At 64.6% G+C, this 19,652-nt stretch carries 27 protein-coding genes and 1 tRNA gene; 13 read left to right on the forward strand and 15 right to left on the reverse strand.

The genetic code is table 11. From position 1 onward, the window contains the following. Positions 1 to 9 precede the first annotated feature (9 nt). Positions 10 to 819 (forward strand): SDR family NAD(P)-dependent oxidoreductase, encoded by an 810-nt coding sequence (locus GWG67_RS24915; RefSeq protein WP_275171989.1) that lies wholly within the window; start codon positions 10 to 12, stop codon positions 817 to 819. Positions 820 to 928: 109 nt separating this feature from the next. Beyond that, entirely contained in the window at positions 929 to 1,726 is a 798-nt protein-coding gene (locus tag GWG67_RS24920; protein WP_275171990.1) for an aldolase, read from the forward strand. A gap of 19 nt (positions 1,727 to 1,745) precedes the next feature. Here the strand turns inward: GWG67_RS24920 and GWG67_RS24925 are convergent, their stop codons facing one another. Beyond that, a complete protein-coding gene (locus tag GWG67_RS24925; protein WP_275171991.1) occupies positions 1,746 to 2,975 on the reverse strand; it encodes a lytic murein transglycosylase in 1,230 nt (409 codons plus the stop codon). Between the two features lie 135 nt (positions 2,976 to 3,110). Between GWG67_RS24925 and GWG67_RS24930 the strand changes: the two genes are divergently transcribed. The 3 genes from GWG67_RS24930 to GWG67_RS24940 all read left to right on the forward strand — a co-directional run bounded on the left by GWG67_RS24930 (position 3,111) and on the right by GWG67_RS24940 (position 3,950). Continuing rightward, entirely contained in the window at positions 3,111 to 3,371 is a 261-nt protein-coding gene (locus GWG67_RS24930) for a hypothetical protein (protein WP_219680264.1), read from the forward strand. A gap of 62 nt (positions 3,372 to 3,433) precedes the next feature. Beyond that, positions 3,434 to 3,685: a hypothetical protein gene (locus tag GWG67_RS24935; RefSeq protein ID WP_275171992.1), complete on the forward strand. Its 252-nt coding sequence runs from the start codon at positions 3,434 to 3,436 to the stop codon at positions 3,683 to 3,685. A gap of 85 nt (positions 3,686 to 3,770) precedes the next feature. Then, positions 3,771 to 3,950: a hypothetical protein gene (locus tag GWG67_RS24940; protein ID WP_275171993.1), complete on the forward strand. Its 180-nt coding sequence runs from the start codon at positions 3,771 to 3,773 to the stop codon at positions 3,948 to 3,950. A 27-nt stretch (positions 3,951 to 3,977) separates the two neighbouring features. On the opposite strand, the gene GWG67_RS24945 is transcribed toward GWG67_RS24940, so the two are convergent. Beyond that, on the reverse strand, positions 3,978 to 4,502 hold the full coding sequence (locus GWG67_RS24945; RefSeq protein WP_275171994.1) for a MarR family winged helix-turn-helix transcriptional regulator: 525 nt from the start codon (positions 4,500 to 4,502) through the stop codon (positions 3,978 to 3,980). A 54-nt stretch (positions 4,503 to 4,556) separates the two neighbouring features. Here GWG67_RS24945 and GWG67_RS24950 point away from each other — a divergent pair, with 54 nt between their 5' ends. Continuing rightward, positions 4,557 to 5,036, forward strand: coding sequence for a carboxymuconolactone decarboxylase family protein (locus GWG67_RS24950; RefSeq protein ID WP_275171995.1), 480 nt, complete (start codon positions 4,557 to 4,559; stop codon positions 5,034 to 5,036). Between the two features lie 21 nt (positions 5,037 to 5,057). Continuing rightward, complete coding sequence (locus GWG67_RS24955; RefSeq protein WP_275172017.1) at positions 5,058 to 5,561, forward strand: cupin domain-containing protein; 504 nt, start codon at positions 5,058 to 5,060, stop codon at positions 5,559 to 5,561. 30 nt (positions 5,562 to 5,591) lie between these two features. Here the strand turns inward: GWG67_RS24955 and GWG67_RS24960 are convergent, their stop codons facing one another. From GWG67_RS24960 to efp, 3 genes are all read right to left on the reverse strand, one after another. Next, positions 5,592 to 6,578, reverse strand: a complete 987-nt coding sequence (locus GWG67_RS24960; protein WP_275171996.1) for a DUF808 domain-containing protein — start codon at positions 6,576 to 6,578, stop codon at positions 5,592 to 5,594. A gap of 84 nt (positions 6,579 to 6,662) precedes the next feature. After that, complete coding sequence (locus GWG67_RS24965; protein ID WP_275171997.1) at positions 6,663 to 8,285, reverse strand: M23 family peptidase; 1,623 nt, start codon at positions 8,283 to 8,285, stop codon at positions 6,663 to 6,665. Between the two features lie 23 nt (positions 8,286 to 8,308). Continuing rightward, entirely contained in the window at positions 8,309 to 8,875 is a 567-nt protein-coding gene (gene efp / locus GWG67_RS24970; RefSeq protein WP_027569909.1) for an elongation factor P, read from the reverse strand. 162 nt (positions 8,876 to 9,037) lie between these two features. On the opposite strand from efp, the gene epmA reads away from it, so the two are divergent. Genes epmA through GWG67_RS24985 form a run of 3 tightly spaced genes read left to right on the forward strand, consistent with a single transcriptional unit; the run spans position 9,038 to position 11,488 of the window. Beyond that, on the forward strand, positions 9,038 to 10,102 hold the full coding sequence (epmA, locus tag GWG67_RS24975; protein ID WP_275171998.1) for an EF-P lysine aminoacylase EpmA: 1,065 nt from the start codon (positions 9,038 to 9,040) through the stop codon (positions 10,100 to 10,102). Continuing rightward, positions 10,099 to 11,193, forward strand: coding sequence for a lysine-2,3-aminomutase-like protein (locus tag GWG67_RS24980; RefSeq protein WP_275171999.1), 1,095 nt, complete (start codon positions 10,099 to 10,101; stop codon positions 11,191 to 11,193). The genes epmA and GWG67_RS24980 overlap by 4 nt, the downstream gene beginning before the upstream one ends. Before the next feature lie 43 nt (positions 11,194 to 11,236). Further along, positions 11,237 to 11,488, forward strand: a complete 252-nt coding sequence (locus GWG67_RS24985) for a hypothetical protein (protein ID WP_275172000.1) — start codon at positions 11,237 to 11,239, stop codon at positions 11,486 to 11,488. A 54-nt stretch (positions 11,489 to 11,542) separates the two neighbouring features. Here GWG67_RS24985 and GWG67_RS24990 read toward each other — a convergent pair whose 3' ends face one another. From GWG67_RS24990 to GWG67_RS25025, 8 genes are all read right to left on the reverse strand, one after another. Beyond that, on the reverse strand, positions 11,543 to 12,628 hold the full coding sequence (locus tag GWG67_RS24990) for a 3-deoxy-7-phosphoheptulonate synthase (protein ID WP_275172001.1): 1,086 nt from the start codon (positions 12,626 to 12,628) through the stop codon (positions 11,543 to 11,545). A gap of 235 nt (positions 12,629 to 12,863) precedes the next feature. Beyond that, a complete protein-coding gene (locus tag GWG67_RS24995) occupies positions 12,864 to 13,442 on the reverse strand; it encodes an HdeD family acid-resistance protein (protein WP_275172002.1) in 579 nt (192 codons plus the stop codon). Between the two features lie 73 nt (positions 13,443 to 13,515). Next, a complete protein-coding gene (locus GWG67_RS25000) occupies positions 13,516 to 14,556 on the reverse strand; it encodes a PrsW family glutamic-type intramembrane protease (protein ID WP_275172003.1) in 1,041 nt (346 codons plus the stop codon). A 319-nt stretch (positions 14,557 to 14,875) separates the two neighbouring features. After that, positions 14,876 to 15,031 (reverse strand): hypothetical protein, encoded by a 156-nt coding sequence (locus GWG67_RS25005; RefSeq protein ID WP_275172004.1) that lies wholly within the window; start codon positions 15,029 to 15,031, stop codon positions 14,876 to 14,878. A gap of 76 nt (positions 15,032 to 15,107) precedes the next feature. Continuing rightward, positions 15,108 to 15,365, reverse strand: coding sequence for a hypothetical protein (locus tag GWG67_RS25010; RefSeq protein WP_275172018.1), 258 nt, complete (start codon positions 15,363 to 15,365; stop codon positions 15,108 to 15,110). Positions 15,366 to 15,484: 119 nt separating this feature from the next. Next, complete coding sequence (locus GWG67_RS25015; protein ID WP_007609965.1) at positions 15,485 to 16,111, reverse strand: pilus assembly protein PilZ; 627 nt, start codon at positions 16,109 to 16,111, stop codon at positions 15,485 to 15,487. Positions 16,112 to 16,276: 165 nt separating this feature from the next. After that, positions 16,277 to 16,924 (reverse strand): hypothetical protein, encoded by a 648-nt coding sequence (locus GWG67_RS25020; RefSeq protein WP_275172005.1) that lies wholly within the window; start codon positions 16,922 to 16,924, stop codon positions 16,277 to 16,279. Positions 16,925 to 17,021: 97 nt separating this feature from the next. Further along, a tRNA-Glu gene (locus GWG67_RS25025) sits at positions 17,022 to 17,096 on the reverse strand. A gap of 225 nt (positions 17,097 to 17,321) precedes the next feature. Between GWG67_RS25025 and GWG67_RS25030 the strand changes: the two genes are divergently transcribed. From GWG67_RS25030 to GWG67_RS25040, 3 genes are read left to right on the forward strand one after another with little or no spacing between them, the layout of a single operon-like run. Next, positions 17,322 to 17,576 (forward strand): PilZ domain-containing protein, encoded by a 255-nt coding sequence (locus tag GWG67_RS25030; RefSeq protein ID WP_007591415.1) that lies wholly within the window; start codon positions 17,322 to 17,324, stop codon positions 17,574 to 17,576. 48 nt (positions 17,577 to 17,624) lie between these two features. After that, a complete protein-coding gene (locus tag GWG67_RS25035; protein WP_275172006.1) occupies positions 17,625 to 17,870 on the forward strand; it encodes a hypothetical protein in 246 nt (81 codons plus the stop codon). A gap of 6 nt (positions 17,871 to 17,876) precedes the next feature. Continuing rightward, positions 17,877 to 18,044, forward strand: a complete 168-nt coding sequence (locus GWG67_RS25040) for a hypothetical protein (protein ID WP_247397846.1) — start codon at positions 17,877 to 17,879, stop codon at positions 18,042 to 18,044. Between the two features lie 109 nt (positions 18,045 to 18,153). Here GWG67_RS25040 and GWG67_RS25045 read toward each other — a convergent pair whose 3' ends face one another. Beyond that, positions 18,154 to 18,792: a glutathione S-transferase family protein gene (locus GWG67_RS25045; RefSeq protein ID WP_275172007.1), complete on the reverse strand. Its 639-nt coding sequence runs from the start codon at positions 18,790 to 18,792 to the stop codon at positions 18,154 to 18,156. Positions 18,793 to 19,116: 324 nt separating this feature from the next. Further along, positions 19,117 to 19,569 (reverse strand): VOC family protein, encoded by a 453-nt coding sequence (locus tag GWG67_RS25050; protein ID WP_275172008.1) that lies wholly within the window; start codon positions 19,567 to 19,569, stop codon positions 19,117 to 19,119. Positions 19,570 to 19,652 lie beyond the last annotated feature (83 nt).

Consider the following 19,652-nt stretch of genomic DNA (forward strand, 5'->3'; position numbering starts at 1 on the left):
GGAGTGAACATGGCAGGGCAGGTTGAGGGCAAGGTCGCGCTGGTGACCGGCGGCGCATCCGGAATTGGCGAGGCCATCGTCGAGATGTTCGCGCGCGAGGGCGCCACCGTCATCGCCACCGACATCGACGAGCTGCGCGGCCCCGAGCTCGCCAAACGCATCACCAAGGCCGGCGGCAAGGCAATTTTCCTGGAGCAGGATGTCACCAGCGAAGAGCGCTGGATCGAGATCACAGCCGAGATCGCGAAGCGCTTTGGCCGGCTCGATATTCTCGTCTCCAATGCCGGCATCGGCATCGCCGTGCCCTCGATCGTCGACATGACGCTCAGCGACTGGCGCAAGCAGAACGCGATCAACCTCGACGGCGTGTTCCTCTCGGTGAAGTATTGCCTGCCCTTGATGCGCAAGACCGGCGGCGGCTCGATTGTCATGATGTCCTCGCTCGCGGGCCTGCGCGGCGCGCCCGGGCTGTCGGCCTATTCGGCGACCAAGGGCGGCGTGCGGCTGTTCGCAAAATCGATCGCGATGGAGTGCGCGGCGGCCTGTGACGGCATCCGCGTCAACTCGGTCCATCCCGGCATCATCGCCACGCCGATCTGGGGCAAGATCCCGACTGGCGCGACCGGCAACCAGGCCAACGCGCCGATCGATCCGGAGGAGCGTGCGCGCGTCGTCACGCCGCTCGGCCGCGCCGGCCAGGCTGCGGAAATCGCCTCCGGCGTGCTGTATCTGGCCTCCGATGCCTCGCGCTACGTCACCGGCACCGAGCTCGTCATCGACGGCGGCATGAATGCCGGCGGTGTGCCGCGGCGGCAATAAGCCGCCGCGCGGGCTGCGAAGGGCAGGGTGGCGCCCGCGGGGGCTGACGCGCAGGCGTCGGACCTGTACAACGCGGGCGTCTTCCGATCGACAGAGGTGTCCTTCCGCCATGGCGCACAGCCTTCACTCTTCGTCATCCATGCCAGCAACGTTCCGCTCGAACCGTCCGGACCTCGTCACCGACGCGATCCGCAGCGCGCGCGAGGATCTTGCCGCTTGCTTTCGCATGGCTGCGCGCAACGGCTTTGAGGAGGGCATCTGCAACCACTTCTCGGCCGTGGTGCCGGGCCATGACGATCTCTTCCTGGTCAACCCTTACGGCTACGCGTTCCGCGAGCTGACCGCGTCAAAACTGCTGATCTGCGATTTCCACGGCAACGTGCTCGACGGCGAGGGCGTGCCCGAGGCGACCGCATTCTACATCCATGCCGAGATGCACAAGCGCCTGCCGCGCGCCAAGGTCGCCTTCCACACCCACATGCCCTACGCCACGGCCTTGTCGATGACCGAGGGCGATCCGCTGATCTGGGCCGGCCAGACCGCGCTGAAATTCTACGGTCGCACGGCCGTGGACCGCGACTACAACGGCCTCGCGCTCGACAACCGCGAAGGCGCGCGCATCGCGTCCAGCGTGGGGGACGCCGATATCATCTTCATGAAGCATCACGGCGTGATGGTGCTGGCACCGACCATCGCGGAAGCCTGGGACGATCTCTATTATCTCGAACGTGCTGCCGAGGTGCAGGTGCTGGCGATGTCGACGGGGCGTCAGGTACTGCCGGTCGATCCCGCCATTGCGGCCGAGACGTACAGGCAGATGCGCGAGGGCGATTCCGAATCCGCCCGGCTGCATCTCGCCGCAATCCATCGCCAGCTCGATGCGGAGGAGCCGCAGTACAGGCACTGAGCCTGCCTACGACCCCCGCCTACGACCCCTGGCGCAGCTTCGCCAGCACCTTCAGCCCGCCATAGCCGTCCGCGGGCGTGATGCCCGCGCGCTGCTGAAAATCCTTGATTGCCTTCATCGTGTCGTTGCCGACGCGGCCGTCGGTGCCGCCGGTGTCGAAGCCCGTCTTGGTCAACCGCGTCTGCATCTCCTGCACCTCGGCGAGCGTCAGCGCGCGCTCGGACCCAGGGAACGGCTGGATGAAAGGTGGGGCGCCGAGGCAGCGGTCGCCGAGATGGCAGATCGCCAGCGCATAGTTCATCGAGGGATTGTAGCTCTTCACCGCGTTGAAATTCGGCCCCAGCAGAAACGTCGGGCCACCCGCAACCGGGGTCCACATCTGCGCGGATGCGGAGGCTTGCGGGAACGGCTGGCCATCGGCGCGGGTGACGCCAACCGCCTGCCACGCCGCATAGGTCCGGCTGCCGCTCATCTCACCGGGCGCGCGCACCTCGTAACCCCAATGCTCCCCGCGGCGCCACTTGCCGCGATTGATGAGATATTTTGCGGTGGAGCCCAGCGCGTCGTCGGGCTTGCCGAACGGCGACACCTTGCCGTCGCCGTCATAGTCGATGCCGACATTGAGCCAGACTTCCGGCATCCATTGCGAATGCCCCATCGCGCCGGCCCAGGATCCCTGCATCTGCTCCGGCGTGCTCCAGCCCTTGTCGACGATACGCAGCGCGTTGATCAGCTCGGTCTCCCAATAGGCTTTTCGCCGCGGCTCGTTCCAGGCGAGCGCGGCAAGCGAGGGAAACACCGGCGTCATGTGGTTCTGCTGCACCAGCGGATCGCCATAGGCGGACTCGACGCCCCACAGCGCCAGCAGCGTGCCGCGCTCGACGCCGAAATCGCGCTCGATGCGCGCGAGCAGCGCCTCGTTGTTCTTCAGCGCGACCTTGCCGTTGATGATGCGCCAGTCGGAGACGCGGCGGTTGATGTATTGCCAGACCTGCTCATGGAATTCGGGCTGGTTGCGCATCTGCTTGAACACGCTCATGTCGGGCTCGACCCGGGCCATCGCGCGCTGCCAGGTCGCAGCGGAGATGCCCTTGGCCATTGCACGCGCGCGAAAGCCCTCGCGCCATTCCTCGAATCCTGGAGGCGCGGCCAGGATGCGCGTTGGGATTGCGACGAGTGCGGCCGCGCCGAGCGTGGATCGAAGCAGAGCGCGGCGGCTGCGAGAGGCTATGGAATCAGCGTGTTTCATGGGCCCATTCTAGCGGGAAACATGGCGGCTGTGACCCGGTTCCTGGAACCAGAGGAAGAGACGCAGGCCCCGCGTTCCCCGGAACAAACTGTCGCACTCCCGCATTCCCCCAGCACCAATTTGGAGGAGGAGAAGATGAGGAAATATCTGTTTGCCGCCGCCATGGTCACCGCCATCGCCGCGCCTGCGTTTGCCGACGAAGTCGGCGTTCACGTCGGTCCGGTCGGTGCCGGCGTGACGGTCGGACAGTCTCACGAATATCGTGAGCGGGACCGTGATCGCGACCGCACCACCGTCATCAAGGAGCGCGAACCCGCCGACCGCACCACGGTGATCAAGAAGGAAGACGAATTCGGCAATCGCAGCAAGACCGTGATTCATCACGACAACGACTGATGGAGTGGGGCCCCGGCCGATCGCCGGGGCCCGCCGTCCGTTCATCGAGAATTCGGGGTGGCATGAAGATACGCGCGCATGCGGAAAGCCATGTCGTCGAGCTCGACGACGGATCGCAATGGCAGATATTTCCCGGCGATCTCGCGACCACGCTGAGCTGGAAGCCCGAAACCGACCTGCATCTGGAGCGAAGCGGCGATCGGGTGAGTTCGCATGAGCTGGTGAACAATTCCGATCAAAGCCGCGTGCGGGTGATCGCGGTGGGCGAGATCTGGCCTGATGGCGAGGTTAAGAAAGTGTTGAAGGGCGGGTAGGGCGCGCCTGCAATGGGTCGGGTATCCCCAATTTTGAGCCTGTCGCTTTACGGTCGATTCGCTTCCGTCTGCGCACAATGCGTGAATGCAGGAGCTGTTCGACATCATCCGCGCCAATCCCTGGCCGTTCGGCGCCGGGTTGTTCGTCGTCATCCTGATGATCCTTGCGGAGAACTTTGGGCGCGGTATTCGAGGCAACGGCGCCGCAAGTGACTTCCCGGATTCGGACGGTGGCGGCTGCGGCGATGGAGGAGGCGGCGACTAGGACCCGTCAGCGGCGAACGCGCTTCGCCTAATCCTCCTGCAAATCGGCCGCGATGCCTGCGAGCCAGCGGCGAATGCTTGCCTCGGCCCTGGCATCGAGCCCGACCGCAAGGCGCTTCTCCAACGCAATCACCCGTTCCCGGCACGCTTTCAAAAGCGTCGCGCCGCGCGGCGTCGGCGTCCATTGCTGGATGCGGCCGTGGACGGGATGGGGCGTCATCACAATCGCACCGTCACGTTCGAGATTGCGGATGATGACGCCGACGGTCTGGGGCGTCAGAAACGTGAGGCGGGCGACGTCGGCCCCTGACAGTCCCGGATAGGCATTGAGCATGGTCAGCACCGCGAATTGCGGTGAGGTGACACCGAGATCGGCCAGCGACCGCTCCATCGTCAGACGGACTGCGGCGTGGGCCTGGCGCAGCAGATAGCCGAGATAGCCTTGTTCGCCGCGCTTGCCTTCCCCTGGCGCTGGCACCCGAACCGCCGGGGCGGCAGTGGCTGCCTGCCGCCGCGGTTGCGATCTCGTGATATCAGGCGGCTTGCGCGTCATATAAGTGCTCTTATAATGTATCAGCACTCTTACAATACCACGAGGTGAACGGCAATGTCACACGCCCGCAGCGAATACGAGGATTTCAAGAAGATCGCGCCCGACGCGTATGAGCTGGTGCTGGCGCTCGGCCGGGTCGCGGCCAAGGCCGGCCTCGACAAGCAGCTTCTCGAACTGGTCAAGCTGCGCGCATCGCAGATCAACGGCTGCGCCTTCTGCCTGCAGCATCACATCCTGCTTTCGGAGCGGATCGGCGTCCCAGTGGACAAGCTCAATTTGGTCGTGGTCTGGCGCGAGGCGCCGATCTTTTCCGCGCGGGAACGTGCCGCGCTGGCCTGGACCGAGGCGCTGACCTGCCTGCCCGACGGCGTCGGCGAAGACGTGTACGCCGAGGCGAGCCGTGAATTCTCGGAGACGGAGCTGACGTACCTGACCTCGGCGGTCGCCTCGATCAACGTCTGGAACCGTTTTGGTGCGGCGTTTCGCTGGACGCCGGCGAAGCGGCCGGTCGCAGCGAATGCAGCGGCATCCTGATTGCAACGAAGGGAGATCATGATGACAGCGATGAGTCTGCCCACCACACCACGCCCGTTGCCATCGCGCTCGATGGCGATCGCCGTCGTCGGAGGGCTCGCCTGCGCGCTTGCGATCGGTAAGGCGCTGCCGGTGACGATGGACACCATATCCGGCGCACTCTCGCCGCTCTGCGCCACAGCCGCCGAAAGCTCGCCGCTCGACAAGATCGAACCGATCGGCTCCTACGCGCTGCCGAACGTACCGGGCAAGCGCGTCACCATCGTGCGCGTGTTCTACGGTCCCGGCGGGTTCTCGCGGCCGCATCGTCACGCAGGATCCGTCACCGCCTACATCACCAAGGGCGAGATCCGCTCCCAGCTCGGCGGCGGCCCGGTCGAGACGTTCGGCGTCGGCCAGTCCTTCTTCGAGCCGCCCGGCTCGACCCATCTGGTTTCGGCCAATGCCAGCACCACGGAGCCGGCGGAATTGATCGCGGTGTTCGTGGCCGACGAGGGCGCGCAACTCACGACGTTGCTGGAGTAGCCGGCACTCGCAATCCGAAGCGGCTCTTGTTCAGGTGGGCTGCGATCGCTTCACACGTTTCCATAGCGGTGAAAGACCGTATGTGACGGCCGGTATCGCAACCGCGCCGACAAGGAGCCCAATGACGCCCGAGATGGCTGCTTCGACCGACCATTCGACGATGCCGGCAATGGACGGAAGGAGGTGCGCGGCAGCCTCGGTCGCGGCATGGACCGTTTGGCCGATCGCCGGTGGGCCGTATTGTTCGATGCCGTGCAGGATGATGCCGCCGCCGACCCAGATCATGGCGGCGGTGCCGATGGTGCTCAGCACCGCCAGGAAGGCAGGCATGCCGCGGACGAGCGCACGTCCAAGCAAGCGGATTGCGCTGCCAATGACCGAAGCGCCGTCATACCGCGCAAGGGCCAGGCCGACATCGTCCGCCTTCACGATCAGGGCGACCACGCCGTAGACACCAACTGTGATGAAAATGGCGACGAGCGCCAGCACGAGCGCCTGCGTCCAGATGCTGCCCGCCGGCACGGCTGCCAGCGTGATCGCCATGATCTCCGCCGACAGGATGAAATCCGTCTTGATCGCGCTCGCAACCTTCTCGTCCTCGACCGACCGCGCATTCAATGCAATCGGCTGGGACTGAGCTTCGTGGTGGTGCGCATCATGCGGCATTGCGGCCTCGAGCACCTTCTCGGCACCCTCGTAGCAGAGAAAGGCGCCGCCCAGCATGAGCAGCGGCGTGACGGCGGCGGGAAGGAAATAACCAAGCAACAAAGCGATGGGCAGCAGGATCAGCAATTTGTTGCGCAGCGACCCGACCGCAATCTTGCCCACGATCGGCAGTTCGCGTTTCGAGGCAAAGCCGATCACGTAGTTCGGCGTGACGGCTGCATCATCGATGACCACGCCAGCCGCCTTTGCTCCCGCCTTGGCCGTCTGGCCCGCTACATCGTCGAGCGAGGCTGCCGCAACCTTCGCAATCGCCGCGATATCGTCGAGAAGACCAATCAGTCCGACACTCATCAACCCAGTTCCTTCGGCCTTCCAGCGGGCGGTGTGTGCGACAAACACGCTGTTGCACTGCCTGGCAATGGAAGGAGCAAGCCGTCAGTTCTCGTCGCCGCCCGATCCCTCGCGCAGGTCCGGCTTGAGCACGTCCTCCGGTAGCGCATGCGCCACGGGCTGCGGCGTGCCGGCGATCTCCGGGCCGACCTCGCGGCCGCGGGCGCGGATCAGGCGCTCGTACGCCGAGACGAGCGTGACGTAAGGACTGACCCAGATCCAGCCGTCGCGAGTGAACACCTGCACGTCGAAATGCAGGTGCATCGAGGTGCCGGCGGGATGGTCGAGATAGTTCGAGACCACGCCGATCTTCTCGCCCTCCGATACGATGCGGCCATTGAGCAGGCCATCTGCGTTCAGCGCCTGCGGGTTCATATGCATGTAGCGGAAACGGATGTGCTCGGTCCGGCTGTTGATTTGCAGCGTCACGGCCTGGTCCTTGGAGGCGCGTATGACCCTCGCATCCCGCACGGCGACGACGGCGCGCTGCTTGGGATCACAGGCTTGGCGGCCTTCACCGGGCGGCGGGCACTCGGCCGCGCGGATGTCCTCGCCCTGATGGCCATAACCGCCGCCGCATTGCCAGACCTCGAAACTGCGGGACTCGCAAAAATTGTCGCGCCAGGGATAGGCGGTCGTGCTCTCCATCTTGTCGCGCTTGGCATAGGATTGCGAGTGTACGAACGCGGGCGCCTTATCGAGAGGAAAGCGGATCTGTGCGTAGGCCATCACGTCGGGATGGCCGCCCTGCTTGCGATAGCCGGTGTTCGGGATGATGTCGCCGCTCGGCCGGTAGGTGAAGTCCGGGGAACGTACCCCGGGACGATCGAGAATGTTGGAAGCGATGTCCGTCAGCGGCCGCATGCGCTGGCCGCCGGCCACGCGCAGCGCCTTCAGGAAGCGTTCGGCGACCGGATAGGCCTCCTTGCAGGCAAGTCGCCGCGGCTTGGCGACGCTATCGAGGCATTGGATCGACACCACATAGGCGACGCCGAAACGGGTGAAAGCGTAGCGCACATAGCCTTCCCTGATGAACTTGCGCAGGTCCGGGTAGAGCGCCGCGAGCGGTTTGACCGGGTCGCCCTTGCCGCCCGAGGGATCGGCAATGTCATAGACGAGCGCAGAACCCGTGATCTGCACCTCGACCGGCCTTGCGAACACCCGGCTCGGCATGCCGTCTCCGGCGCCAGGCTCGAACGAAAAGGTCGCGCTGTAGCCGGCGGGGCCGGCATCGAACATGTCGACGGAACTGAAGTCGGCCTGGTAGCGCGACAGCGCGAGGGTCGTCGGCGCGCCATTGCGCCGTGCTTCGAAATAAGCGGCTGTGTCGAACGGCAGCAGCACGGGCACGGAGCTGCGGGCGATGCCGGTGAAAAATTGCGAAGAGATCGCGTTGAGCTGCACCAGCGCCGGCATCGCACGTGGATCGTAGCGCGGCACCGAACGACGGGGGGCGAAGATGAAATCGTCCGCGGCCCGTGGATGGGTGTTGATTTCGGTGCGGAGCTGGTCGAGCGCCGCGCGCCAATCGACGCGCAGCGCCGTGAGCGAGGGGCTGCGGAACTCATCCGCAGCGAGCGGAGAGGCAATGAGGAGCGAAAGCGACGCCAGAAGTTGCGAGACGAAGCGGAAACCGTTCCCAACCACTGTCTCGCCCCCCGGCGGCACCTGTTGCGCTCGCTTTGGCCCCGTCAGTCCTTGGCGCGTTCGGAGTAGGAGCCGTCTTCGGTCATCACCACGATTCGGGTGCCGACGGCGATGTGCGGCGGCACCGTGGTGCGCACGCCGTTCGACAAAATCGCGGGCTTGTAGGACGAGGAAGCGGTCTGGCCCTTTGTCACGGGCTCGGTCTCGACCACTTCCAGCGTCACGCGCTGCGGCAACGCGATCGACACCACGTTGACGTCATGGGTCGACAATTTGACCGTCATGCTCTCCTGAAGATAGGCCGCGGCGTCGCCGATGACGTCCTTGGACACCTGGACCTGGTCATAGGTTTCCGGGTTCATGAAGTGGAAACCGTCACCGTCTTCATAGAGATAGGTGAAGTTGCGCTCTTCGATCGTGGCCTTCTCGACCTGGTCGGTGGTCTTGTAGCGCTCGGAGATCTTTACCCCGTCCGAGATTCGGCGCATTTCGATCTGGCTGACCGGGGTGCCCTTGCCGGGATGGATGTTCTCGGCGGTCACGACGACATATAGCTTGCCGTCTTGCTCGATCACGTTGCCCTTGCGAATAGAACTGGCGATGACTCTCAAAGCTGTATTTCCTGCTTGCTTGGCCCGGCTCGGGCCAGGACGTGGTCAAATTGATGGGGGACCTGGGGCCCCAAATCAGACCGCGGCACCTGTTTCGGGCCGCAACATACTGGTTTTGCCGTTGGATGCCAGCATTTTGCTGGCCTGCGGGGCGGCCGGCTAATGTCTGGGGACAAGCCGATGTCGCCGTTCTGGTCCCCCTCGCGGCATCTCGACCGCCAGCCGTTCCTGCAGGCCAGGGGAGCCATCACCGGGGCTCTACGGGGATTTTTCGCCGAGCAGGCCTTCGTCGAGGTCGAAACCTCCGTTCTCCAGGTCTCTCCGGGCAACGAGACCCACCTGCACGCCCCCCGGACGGAGATCATGCGACCCGACGGCAGCCGTGTGAGCCGATATTTGCGAACTTCGCCGGAATTCGCCTGCAAGAAGCTGCTGGCGGCCGGAGAGACTCGGATTTTCGAGTTCGCCCGGGTGTTCCGGGACCGCGAGCGCGGCGACCTGCATTTGCCCGAATTCACCATGCTGGAATGGTACCGGGCAGACGCCCCCTATGACGCCATCATGGCCGACTGCGTCGTCCTCATCGCCCGCGCGGCCCAGGCGACCGGTATCGGCACCTTCGCCTTCCGCGGCCGGACCGCCGATCCCTTCGCCGAGCCTGAGCTTGTGACGGTAGCCGGCGCCTTCGAGCAGTTTGCGGAAATCGACCTGCTTGCGACCATTTCCGGCGGCGAGGGCGACCGCGCCGCGCTCGCCCGGGCCGCTGCCGGCAAGATCCGCGTGGCCGAGGATGACACCTGGTCCGACATCTTCAGCAAGCTTCTGGTCGAGCATGTCGAGCCGCATCTGGGGCAGGGGCGTTTGACCATTCTGTTTGAATACCCATCTCCAGAGGCGGCACTGGCGCGCGTGAAGGCGGGCGATCCCCGCGTTGCCGAGCGGTTCGAGGTCTATGCCTGCGGTGTCGAACTCGCCAACGGTTTTGGCGAACTGACCGACGCCGACGAGCAGCGCAAGCGCTTCACGCAATCCATGGCGGAGAAGCAGCGCCGCTACGGCGAAGCCTATCCGCTGGACGAGGACTTTCTGGCCGCGGTCGCGGCGATGCCGGAGGCAAGCGGCGTCGCGCTCGGCTTCGACCGGCTGGTGATGCTGGCGAGCGGCGCGTCGCGAATTGATCAGGTAGTGTGGACGCCGCCTACAAATGAAACGTTAAGCGAGACATGACGAAGAGCAATCTTGCACGCACATTGCGCGAGCCGGCCGACCTTGTGGCCGAGCAGCTGGCGCCGGCCACAGCGCTGCCGGCGCTCGATCGCGTTGCCGCACGCTATGCGGTCGCGATCACGCCGGCGCTGGTCGATCTGATCGACAGGTCCGATCCCGACGATCCCATTGCGCGGCAATTCGTTCCGACTGCCGCGGAGCTGGAGATGCAGCCGGGCGAGAACGCAGATCCGATCGGCGATCATCCGCACTCGCCGGTTCCCGGGATCGTGCATCGCTATCCTGACCGCGTGCTGTTCAAGCTCGTTCACGTCTGCGCGGTCTATTGCCGCTTCTGCTTCCGCCGCGAGATGGTCGGACCCGGCAAGGAGAACGCGCTCTCGGACGGCGCCTATCGCGCGGCGATCGACTATATCCGCGCGCACGGCGAGATCTGGGAGGTGATCCTGACCGGGGGCGATCCCCTGATGTTGTCGCCGCGGCGGATGAGCGAGATCATGGCGGATCTTGCCGGCATCGATCACGTCAAGATCATCCGCCTTCACACCCGCGTGCCGGTGGCCGAGCCCGCGCGCATCAGCGAGGAGATGGTGGCTGCGCTGAAGGTCGAAGGCGCCACCACCTGGGTGGCGCTGCATGCCAACCATGCGCGCGAACTGACGGGGCCGGCGCGTGCCGCCTGCGCGCGGCTGGTCGATGCCGGGATTCCCATGGTGAGCCAGTCCGTGCTTTTGCGCGGCGTCAATGACAATTTGACCGCTCTGTCGGATTTGATGCGAGCTTTCGTCGAATGCCGGATCAAGCCCTATTATCTGCATCACGGCGATCTCGCGCCCGGCACGTCGCATCTGCGAGCGACGCTCGCCGAGGGCCAGAATTTGATGCGGCAGCTGCGCGGACGGGTGTCCGGACTGTGTCAGCCCGACTATGTCATCGACATTCCCGGCGGCGCCGGCAAGTCGCCGGTGGGGCCGAATTACGTGTTGCCGATGCAAAATACCGCACCTGATGCGCGTGATGCAGATCAAGAAACGCGCTATCGTATCGTGGATTATTGCGGCGACGTTCACCTCTATCCGCCCGAGACCTGATTGGTCGTGATGGAGATGCTGGCTCGAGGAATGGAGAAGCAAAATGAAAAGCATCATCCTGGCACTGTCCCTTCTGACGGTGTTCGGCAGCGCCGGCTTCGCGCAGACGGGAAGCAAGGGATCGACGACCTCGGGACAATCGGCGGGTACTTTGCCGCCTGCGCCCGTCGGTCATCGGCAGCCGCGCGCCGGCGACGTGCCAAATGAGAAGAACCTGAGCGACCCGAACGATCCCCTCAGCAAGGAAAATCAGGCGCTCGACAAGAAGATCAAGAGCATCTGCCGCGGCTGTTAGGCGCCGCAACGGCGGGCAGGATGCGACAGCCTCACCCCGCCCGCAATCGTTTGGTCAGGCGGAGCGCTCGTGCAGTCCTGCGCGCTTGGTGTTGCGCCGGATCTCGACCGCGTCAGCGAGCTGCTTGAGCACGGTTGCCGTGGTCGCCCAGTCGATGCAGCCATCCGTGATGCTCTGGCCATAGGTGAGCGGCTTGCCCGGCACCACGTCCTGGCGGCCGGCGACGAGATTGCTCTCGATCATCACCCCCATGATGCGGTTCTCGCCGCCGGAAATCTGCCTGGCAATGTCGGCCGTCACAAGCGGCTGGTTTTCCGGCTTCTTGCTCGAATTGGCGTGGCTCGCATCGACCATCACGAGCGGTGCGACGCTTGCTTTGGCCAGATCGTTGCAGGCCGCTGCGACGCTTGCCGCATCGTAGTTCGGCGTGCTGCCGCCGCGCAGGATGATGTGACAATCCTCGTTGCCCGCGGTTGAGGCGATCGCCGAGCGGCCGAGCTTGGTCACCGCCATGAAATGATGCGGATTCGAGGCCGACTTCACCGCGTCCGCTGCGATGCGCACATTGCCGTCGGTGCCGTTCTTGAACCCGACCGGGCAGGACAGCCCCGAGGCCAGCTCGCGATGGATCTGGCTTTCGGTCGTGCGCGCGCCGATCGCGGCCCAGGACACGAGGTCCGCAATGTATTGCGGCGTCGTCATGTCGAGGAATTCGGTGCCGGCCGGCAGGCCGAGATTATTCACCGCCGAAAGCACATTGCGCGCCAGCCGAAGGCCCTTGTTGATATCGAAGCTGCCGTCCAGATCAGGATCGTTGATCAGGCCCTTCCAGCCCACCGTGGTGCGCGGCTTCTCGAAATAGACCCGCATCACGATCTCGAGCTGGTCGGCAAGCTCTTCGCGCAAGCTCGCGAGGCGCTCGGCATATTCGAGCGCGGCCCTGGGATCGTGCACCGAGCAGGGGCCGACCACGACCAGAAGCCGGTCGTCCTGGCCATTGAGGATCGCATGGATGGCGTTGCGTGCCGCCATCACCACGCGCGTCGCCGTGAGCGTGCGCGGGACTTCCCGCATCACCTCTTCGGGCGTGCTCAGCTCTTTCAGTTCGCGGATACGAAGATCGTCGGTCGTGCTCAGCACGGCGGGCTCCTATTATTTTGAGACCCTGCCGGCCAATAAAAAAGCCGCCAGGTCTGGCGGCTTGTTCGGACGTTTGCTGCAATGTTTCAGATTGAGCGCGATCCTCCTGCCGCCAGCGAGCTGTCGTAGCTAAAATACCAAAAATAGCTGGTGACGAGGGTGATCATGGCCAGTGATATAGCGCGCGATCGGCGGGTTGTCACCCCCCCAATAGATGTGAGGGCCTCGGGGCGCCTCAACTGTTGCTTTTGCGTGCCGCCAGCGCCATGCCGATCAAAGAGGCGCCGCCGAACAGCAGGTTGATGCCGACGAGGATGCCGATCGCCCATTCGGCCGAGCTCGGCAATCCCGTGACTACCATGAACGAGATCGCGATGTCGAGGAGGCCCGAGATCAGGAGCCACGACCAGCGGCCGCCCGGCTCGCGGCGGTGCTCCAGTGCGTACATGATGGTGGCGACGCCCTCGGCTAGGAAATAGGCGCCGAGCACGATGGTCAGCGTCAGGACGGCCTGCATCGGCCGCGCCAGCAGGAGCATGCCTGCGAGCACGGCGAGCGCGGCCGAGATCAGCGACCACCAGAAGCCCGGCGTGCTGCGCGCCCAATAGGTGGCGATCAATCCGCCGATGCCGCTGATCAGGAACATCCAGCCGAGGAAGATCGCGATCGCAAGGCTTGCGAGCGGCGGCAGGATCAGCGCGGCAACGCCGAGCACTGCAAGCAGGATGCCTTCGAACAGGAAGGCCTTCCAATGTGCCTTGACCGTCCGGCTCATGGCGGATTGCAGCCGGGAAAAATCCTCAGGCGATGTCATTGGCAAGCTCCGGATCGAGAAGTGTGTGTTCAATCTAGTCTAGTACGCGCACACCGCGCTTGCCACCCGCGGCTCAGCCGCCGCCGTGCGCCGACGAAAAACCTTCGCCGCTGGTGCGGATGCGGTTGCGGCCGAGAACATAGATCGCGGTCGTGACGATCAGAAGTGCGAGGCCGAGCAGGATCGAAACCAAGCCGATCGGGATCAGGGCCAGCGTCAGATTGCGCTCGGGGTTGATGAGCCAGTGATGGATCGAGGTCAGCACGAAGGCGAGACCGAGAAAGCCGACGCCGCCGCCCGCGAGCAGCAACGCCCACATCCGGCGGAGCTGGCTGAGGCGCTCGCGCGCAACGTCAGTCCGGGGCGCGTGATGGCGCGCGACGCGCCGCACCAGGCGGATGGCGAAGGCGATCGAGCTGAAGCCGATCAGCAGGCTCGCGCCGCCCAGCCACATCCGCAGCGTCGGATCGAGATCCGGCATGCGCTGAAGTGTGAGCAGGGGGAAGTCGAAGGCCGAATGCAGGGCGAGCGGGCCTGCGAAGATCAGCAGCCGGCTGGAAAGACGAGCCCAGTCGCGATGATGGCGGTTCGCACCCAGCGCCGTGCCGGCGCGCGCGATGGTCAGATAGGCGCCGGCGATGATGCCGAGCGCGCCGTGGAACGGTACGGTCAGCACGCTGCGCAACGCGGCCAGCGAACGCCACATCTCGGCGTGCTGGACGAGATAGGCGAGGTTCTCGTAGGCGGCGAAGCCCAGGCCCACGGCGGCGCCATAGACCACGGTGTCCATCGGATTGGCGAAGGTCCGCCGCTTTGTCGAGGCGACCAGCACGATCACGATCACCTTGACCGCTTCCTCCGGCAGCGCGACCCCGAAGATCGAATGCATGGCCAGCGCCGCCCAAGGGTTGTCCGGGGCCGCGACCATTTTAGCGAAAGGGGCGCGGGCCAGGCCCAGCAGCGAAATGCTGGCCGCGCCGAGCAGGAACGCGGTCCAGACCTGGGCCGGCGGTCCCGGGCGTTCCTCGGCGGCAATGACAAGCCACAGCATCAGCAGCGCCGGGGCAATGGCGGCCGTTCCGATGACGGTGGGTAACGCTTCAATCAGGTACATCGGCGCCGAAAATAGGTTCCCTTGATCCGCTTATCTACATTCACCGATGCGACCTTGTGTCATGCGCTAGCTGTCGCGTCTCTTAACAAGCGCGACAGCCTGCGTTCATCAGGACAGTCGCCGAGGTGCACAATACAGAGGGCAATCAATTGCATGACAGAATCACCTCGTCATCCATGACAACGGTCGCGCGCCGTCATCGGATCGCGATTGGTAAGTCAGATCAAGGCAATGTGCAGGTTTCTTCGATTCACGATGCACGTGTCGCCGCGCCAAGTCCAGAGACGGGATCGTCCCGTCCGGCCGACGCGCGGCCGGTCTAGTCACGCTTCGTCGCGCGGGAGGATGATGCGATCCGGCGTGTCCGGACCTGCTCCAGCTCCCAGAACGCGCGTATGAGGCACGTGCCAAGGCAGAACACGATGAGCAACAGCAGGAAGGCCTGATCGACAGCGGGGATGTGAGTCATGGCCATGATAAAGCAACGCCCATGCCACGCGTTCCCGTCGCGGCCTGAGTTCCAGCCGATCCCCAGCCCCGGTTTGACTGTCTCAATGCGTGGTGAACGGCGGCGGTGTGTCGGGCGCGACGTCGAAGGCACCGAGATGGAATTCCTCGCCGATGGATGCGTCCGGCTCGGAATGCTGCGCCATCAGCGTGAACGCGGCCTGCGGGTATTGCTTCCAGATATCGAGATCGCCGGCGGTGATGGTGAGCCAGCCGAAGGTGTACATGTAGCGTCCGGGCTCGGTGACCCGGCCGACCTTGTCCCAGGTGATCTTTTCGACTCTGATCTTTTCGACCGTAATTTTCTCGACTGCCATTCGGTCCCCCGATCGCAAGTCTGCAGATGATCCACGGCACGAGACGCGGACCTTCAAAAGCTTATCTCGAAATAGGGCTGCGATAGGGCGGCGCGGCCGGAGGATCAGGCCGATTGCAGCATGGGCGAGCGGACGATCAGCCGGACGACGTCGTCCCGCGACTGCTTTTCGGCGAATTTGACAGCAAAGCCGTTTTCGAATTTGCGGATCACGCGCCCGACGCAAGCGCCGACCGCAAGCGGAGTTCCCACTGGCGGATCGTATTCGCAGGATATCGCGACACCGGCCGTGGAGACGTCGATGATGAAGCAGGCATGGGTGCTGCCGTCGGCGAGCGTCAGGAAGGTGTGCGCGACCTGCGGAACGAAGCGGGCGTCACGCCGCAGCTCCTGGACGCTGGCGTCCTTCTGCTTCTTCTCGAGCCAGGTCAGCTTTTCCGACATCCAGGCGCGCCGGGCCCGCGTCATCTCGAGCTCCATCAGGAAGCCCAATTTCAGCGTCGCGCTGATGGTGCACTGGAATTCGCCGAAATCCTGGAAGTAGGATGTCACGCGCTCGCCGACCTTTCCGACCACGGGAACGTCGACCATCATGCGGAACGGTGACACGCGGCTGGTGCGGCAGGCGAAGGTACGCAGCTTGCCCTCGCAATCGTACCAGCGCGGCAGCGAGTAGCTGCCACTCACGGTGACTTGCACGGCACGCTGTCTGAGGAACTCTGCGACGGACATGGGCGCCAATCGTGTTTCGGAGGCTTTCCGTAATTCCACGGTACCAGCCAAATTCTAAGCAAATGATACCGGCGCTCACGAGCAGGGGTAAATTTCTGGTAAATGCGCGGATCGAGGCGGGCGGCATAGCGCCGCGATTATGAGGCCCGTGACCTCACGATCGCGTTATCCGAGCAGCACCAGCAGAGCCAGCACGCCAATGACCATGACGAACTTGATCGTCGCGCAACCAAGGCTGTCCGGTCGGCTCTCAAGTCCGAACCACGGCAATGCATGCCGCATCGCGCGCGTTGCGAACGCTTCGACGATGGCGAGCAGAAGCGCGATGCCGGCGAGCAAGGACCACGATGCGTCCGGAAGCATCCATGCCGCGAGCCAATCGGGGACGGACGCTTTCAGCGAGGCCAGCAGCGCGAACCATCCGAACAGGGATACGAAGCCCTTGATGATGTCGGGCCCGATCGTGCCGGGCTCGAGACGAATGCCGATCTTTCCAAGAGCGAGTTCGATGCGCTCGCCATCAGTGAAGAAGAGGAAGGCGCCGAGGTAGAGCGGAACGCGCGACTGAAACAGGAGCGCGATGATGCCGAACAGGACGGCGTAGCCGCAGGCGTCAGCGAGTATGTTCGTGCCGGCCGTAGGCAACGGCTCCGGCGCAGCCGTGGCCTGAGGCCGCGATCTGGCGCGCGCCATGTGCTCCAGCATTCTGGCGCGGCGCTCCGGCGCGTAGGCTGCCGTACGGCGTATCCATGACGGCGGCGCCGGCGAGGCAATCCCGGCCTGGTCGTCCGAGGGAGATTTATTCTGCGCCATGGGCCTCCGGTTCCAACAGGACATTGGTCGGAGGCGAGGGGCAGCGAGGTTCATACGGGGTGGCAGATTTCGCCGTGTCATCCGCACGCCCGGATGATGGCGCTCCCTAGCGGAATCGAACCGCTCTCTCCACCGTGAAAGGGTGGCGTCCTAACCGATAGACGAAGGGAGCAAACCCAGGGCCCCGCCGCTTACCGCGGCACGGCCGCTGGCCGCCCGAGTCATGCCCGGCGGCTGCAGCGGGCGAACCTATAATGGCCTTTGGCGCCCTGGGCAAGCCGTTCGGGAACGGTCTTTTGGCACCGGTGGATAGCCTCTCACCCCAGGATCAATCGGGGCGAATTCAACGGTTTCTTAGGTTCCCTGAGCTAGCGCTGGACTGGGAGAATTTGAGCCGATGCCACCGCCCAAGAAGCGCGCAGCCCGCAAGTCGCTGTCGCAGCATGCCTGGATCACGCTCGACGGCGGGTTCGCGGCGCGGCAATGCCTGGTCCAGGACATCTCCGCCACGGGCGCCAAGATCACGCTGGACGAGGATGCGAGCCAGCTCCCGGGCGTGATCCGGATGGCGTTCGCGCGCGATGCGCGGACCGGGCGGAGCTGCCAGGTGGTCTGGCGCCGCGGCAAATCGGCCGGCATCAAGTTCATCTGAAGCGCCCCCTGATGGCGCGCGGCGCCGGTCCGGGCTAGAACGGCCCGCATGCGTGCGCCGCTCCTCATCTTGATCTCGTTGCTGACCATGTCCGCGGCCGCGGCAGAATCCTTGCGTCTTCCGCCTGCGGAGCGCCCACAGGCCGGGAAGGCCCTGCCGCTGAAGGGTGCCGGCGGAAGCGCGAAGGCGGGCTCCTGCGCCGCCTATGGCCGCGGCTTCCACATGGTCGAGAGCACCGGCACCTGCGTCAAGATCGGCGGCTCGATCAGCGTCGAGACCACGATCAGGCGCTGAAGCCCCATGCCACCGGACATCATGCGGCCCGAGATCATCGTTCCATTCGTGATGTATTGCGCGCTGCTGTGGTGGATCGGCCGCGGCCTGAGCTGGACCGCGCGGCTCGCCACCGCGGCCGTCACCCTTGTGCTGATCGTCTGCGTGCTTCTGTTCGAACGCGGCTGGCCTTAAACAAAAAAACGCGAAAACAACCCCATGCACAGTAGCCGCCGCCTCCCGGCGGCGTGCGCGAGAACGCCGATTCATCGTGCTCTCAACGGATTTTAAGCGGCGTCACCGCTCACGACATCGGCGGTGCTACAAATTGCGCAAAACCGGGCCGTTTGCCGAGTTCGGCGAGCCAGCGCGTCAGATGCGGCTGCGTCGGCCGGGTGATGCCCTCGACGCCGAGCCAGCGCCGTGCATAGGCGCCGATCGCGATGTCGGCGAGGGTGAACGCATCGCCGTCCATGAACGGGCGCGTGGAGAGCAGGCGGTCGGCGATGGCCCAGACCTCGGCGGCGGCATCGGCATCCTTCTGCACCTGGATCATGTCGCGCTCGGCGGGCGCCGTGCGCACGATACCCCAGAACACCGGGCGGTCGACCGGCTGCACCATCGACAGCGTCCAGTCGAGCCAGCGGTCGACGCTGGCGCGCAGCTTCGGCGCCTCGGGATAGATCGGCGTGCCGCGCCCGTGCGCAAGGCAGAGATAGCGCATGATCGAATTGGATTCCCACAGCGTGAAATCGCCCTCGACCAGCGTCGGGATCCGCGCAGTGGGGTTCATCGCGAGATAGTCGGCCTCGCGGGTCTTGCCGAACGCCATGCCGGCGTCGATGCGCTCATAAGCCAGGCCAAGCTCGGTGAGGCACCACAGCACTTTCTGCACGTTGACCGAATTGGCGCGGCCCCAGATCGTCAGCTTTTGCTCCGGCACGTCATCCTCCCCAAGCGTTTTTTGGTGTCGCGGGTGATAGCGGAATCCGCCGCCGCGAGCGATGCGCGATTGCGCCGATCCTCTCATGCAAAAAGGTCCGCATGCAAAAGGCGACATGCAAAAAGCTCCGCCCGAGGCGGAGCTTTCATTGCAGGGCAAAGCTGGTCAGGCGATCAGCGGCCGAAGAACAGCCACAGCAAGATGATCACCGGGATCGGCACACCCAACATCCATAACAAAATTCCGCGTCCCATCGCGTCCTCCTCCAATTGCATTGTCGAAGAGAGAACGCTTAGGGCCAAGGCTGGTTCCCGCGGAAAGGCTCTACCAATGGCCGATGTTGGGCATCGACGACCACGGCTCCTGCGGAGGCTTCGGGTCGCCCTTCTGCAAGATCTCGATCGAGTGCAAATCGGGCGAGCGCACGAAGGCCATGTTGCCGTCGCGCGGCGGACGGTTGATGGTGACGCCCGCCTTCATCAGCTTCTCGCAGGTCGCGTAGATGTCGTCGACCTCATAGGCGAGATGGCCGAAGAAGCGGTCCTCGCCATACTTCTCCTCGTCCCAATTCCAGGTGAGCTCGACCAGCGGCGCGCCGCGCGACTGCGGCTGCTTCTTCAGCGCCTCGAGATCGTCCGACGAGCACAAGAACACCAGCGTGAAGCGCCCCTTGTCGTTCTCGATCCGCCGCACCTCCTTCAGCCCCAGCGCATCCTGGTAAAACTTCAGCGCGACATCGAGATTGCGCACGCGCAGCATGGTGTGGAGGTATCGCATGGTTGTTGCTCCCTTGAACGGATGGAGGATTTTTGGTTTGGGCCGGGACGGCGGGGGTAGGAGATAGCAGGAAAGTGGGGCGA

The sequence above is a fragment of the Bradyrhizobium sp. CSS354 genome, assembly GCF_029051725.1.
In the GTDB taxonomy this organism is placed as follows: Bacteria; Pseudomonadota; Alphaproteobacteria; order Rhizobiales; family Xanthobacteraceae; genus Bradyrhizobium.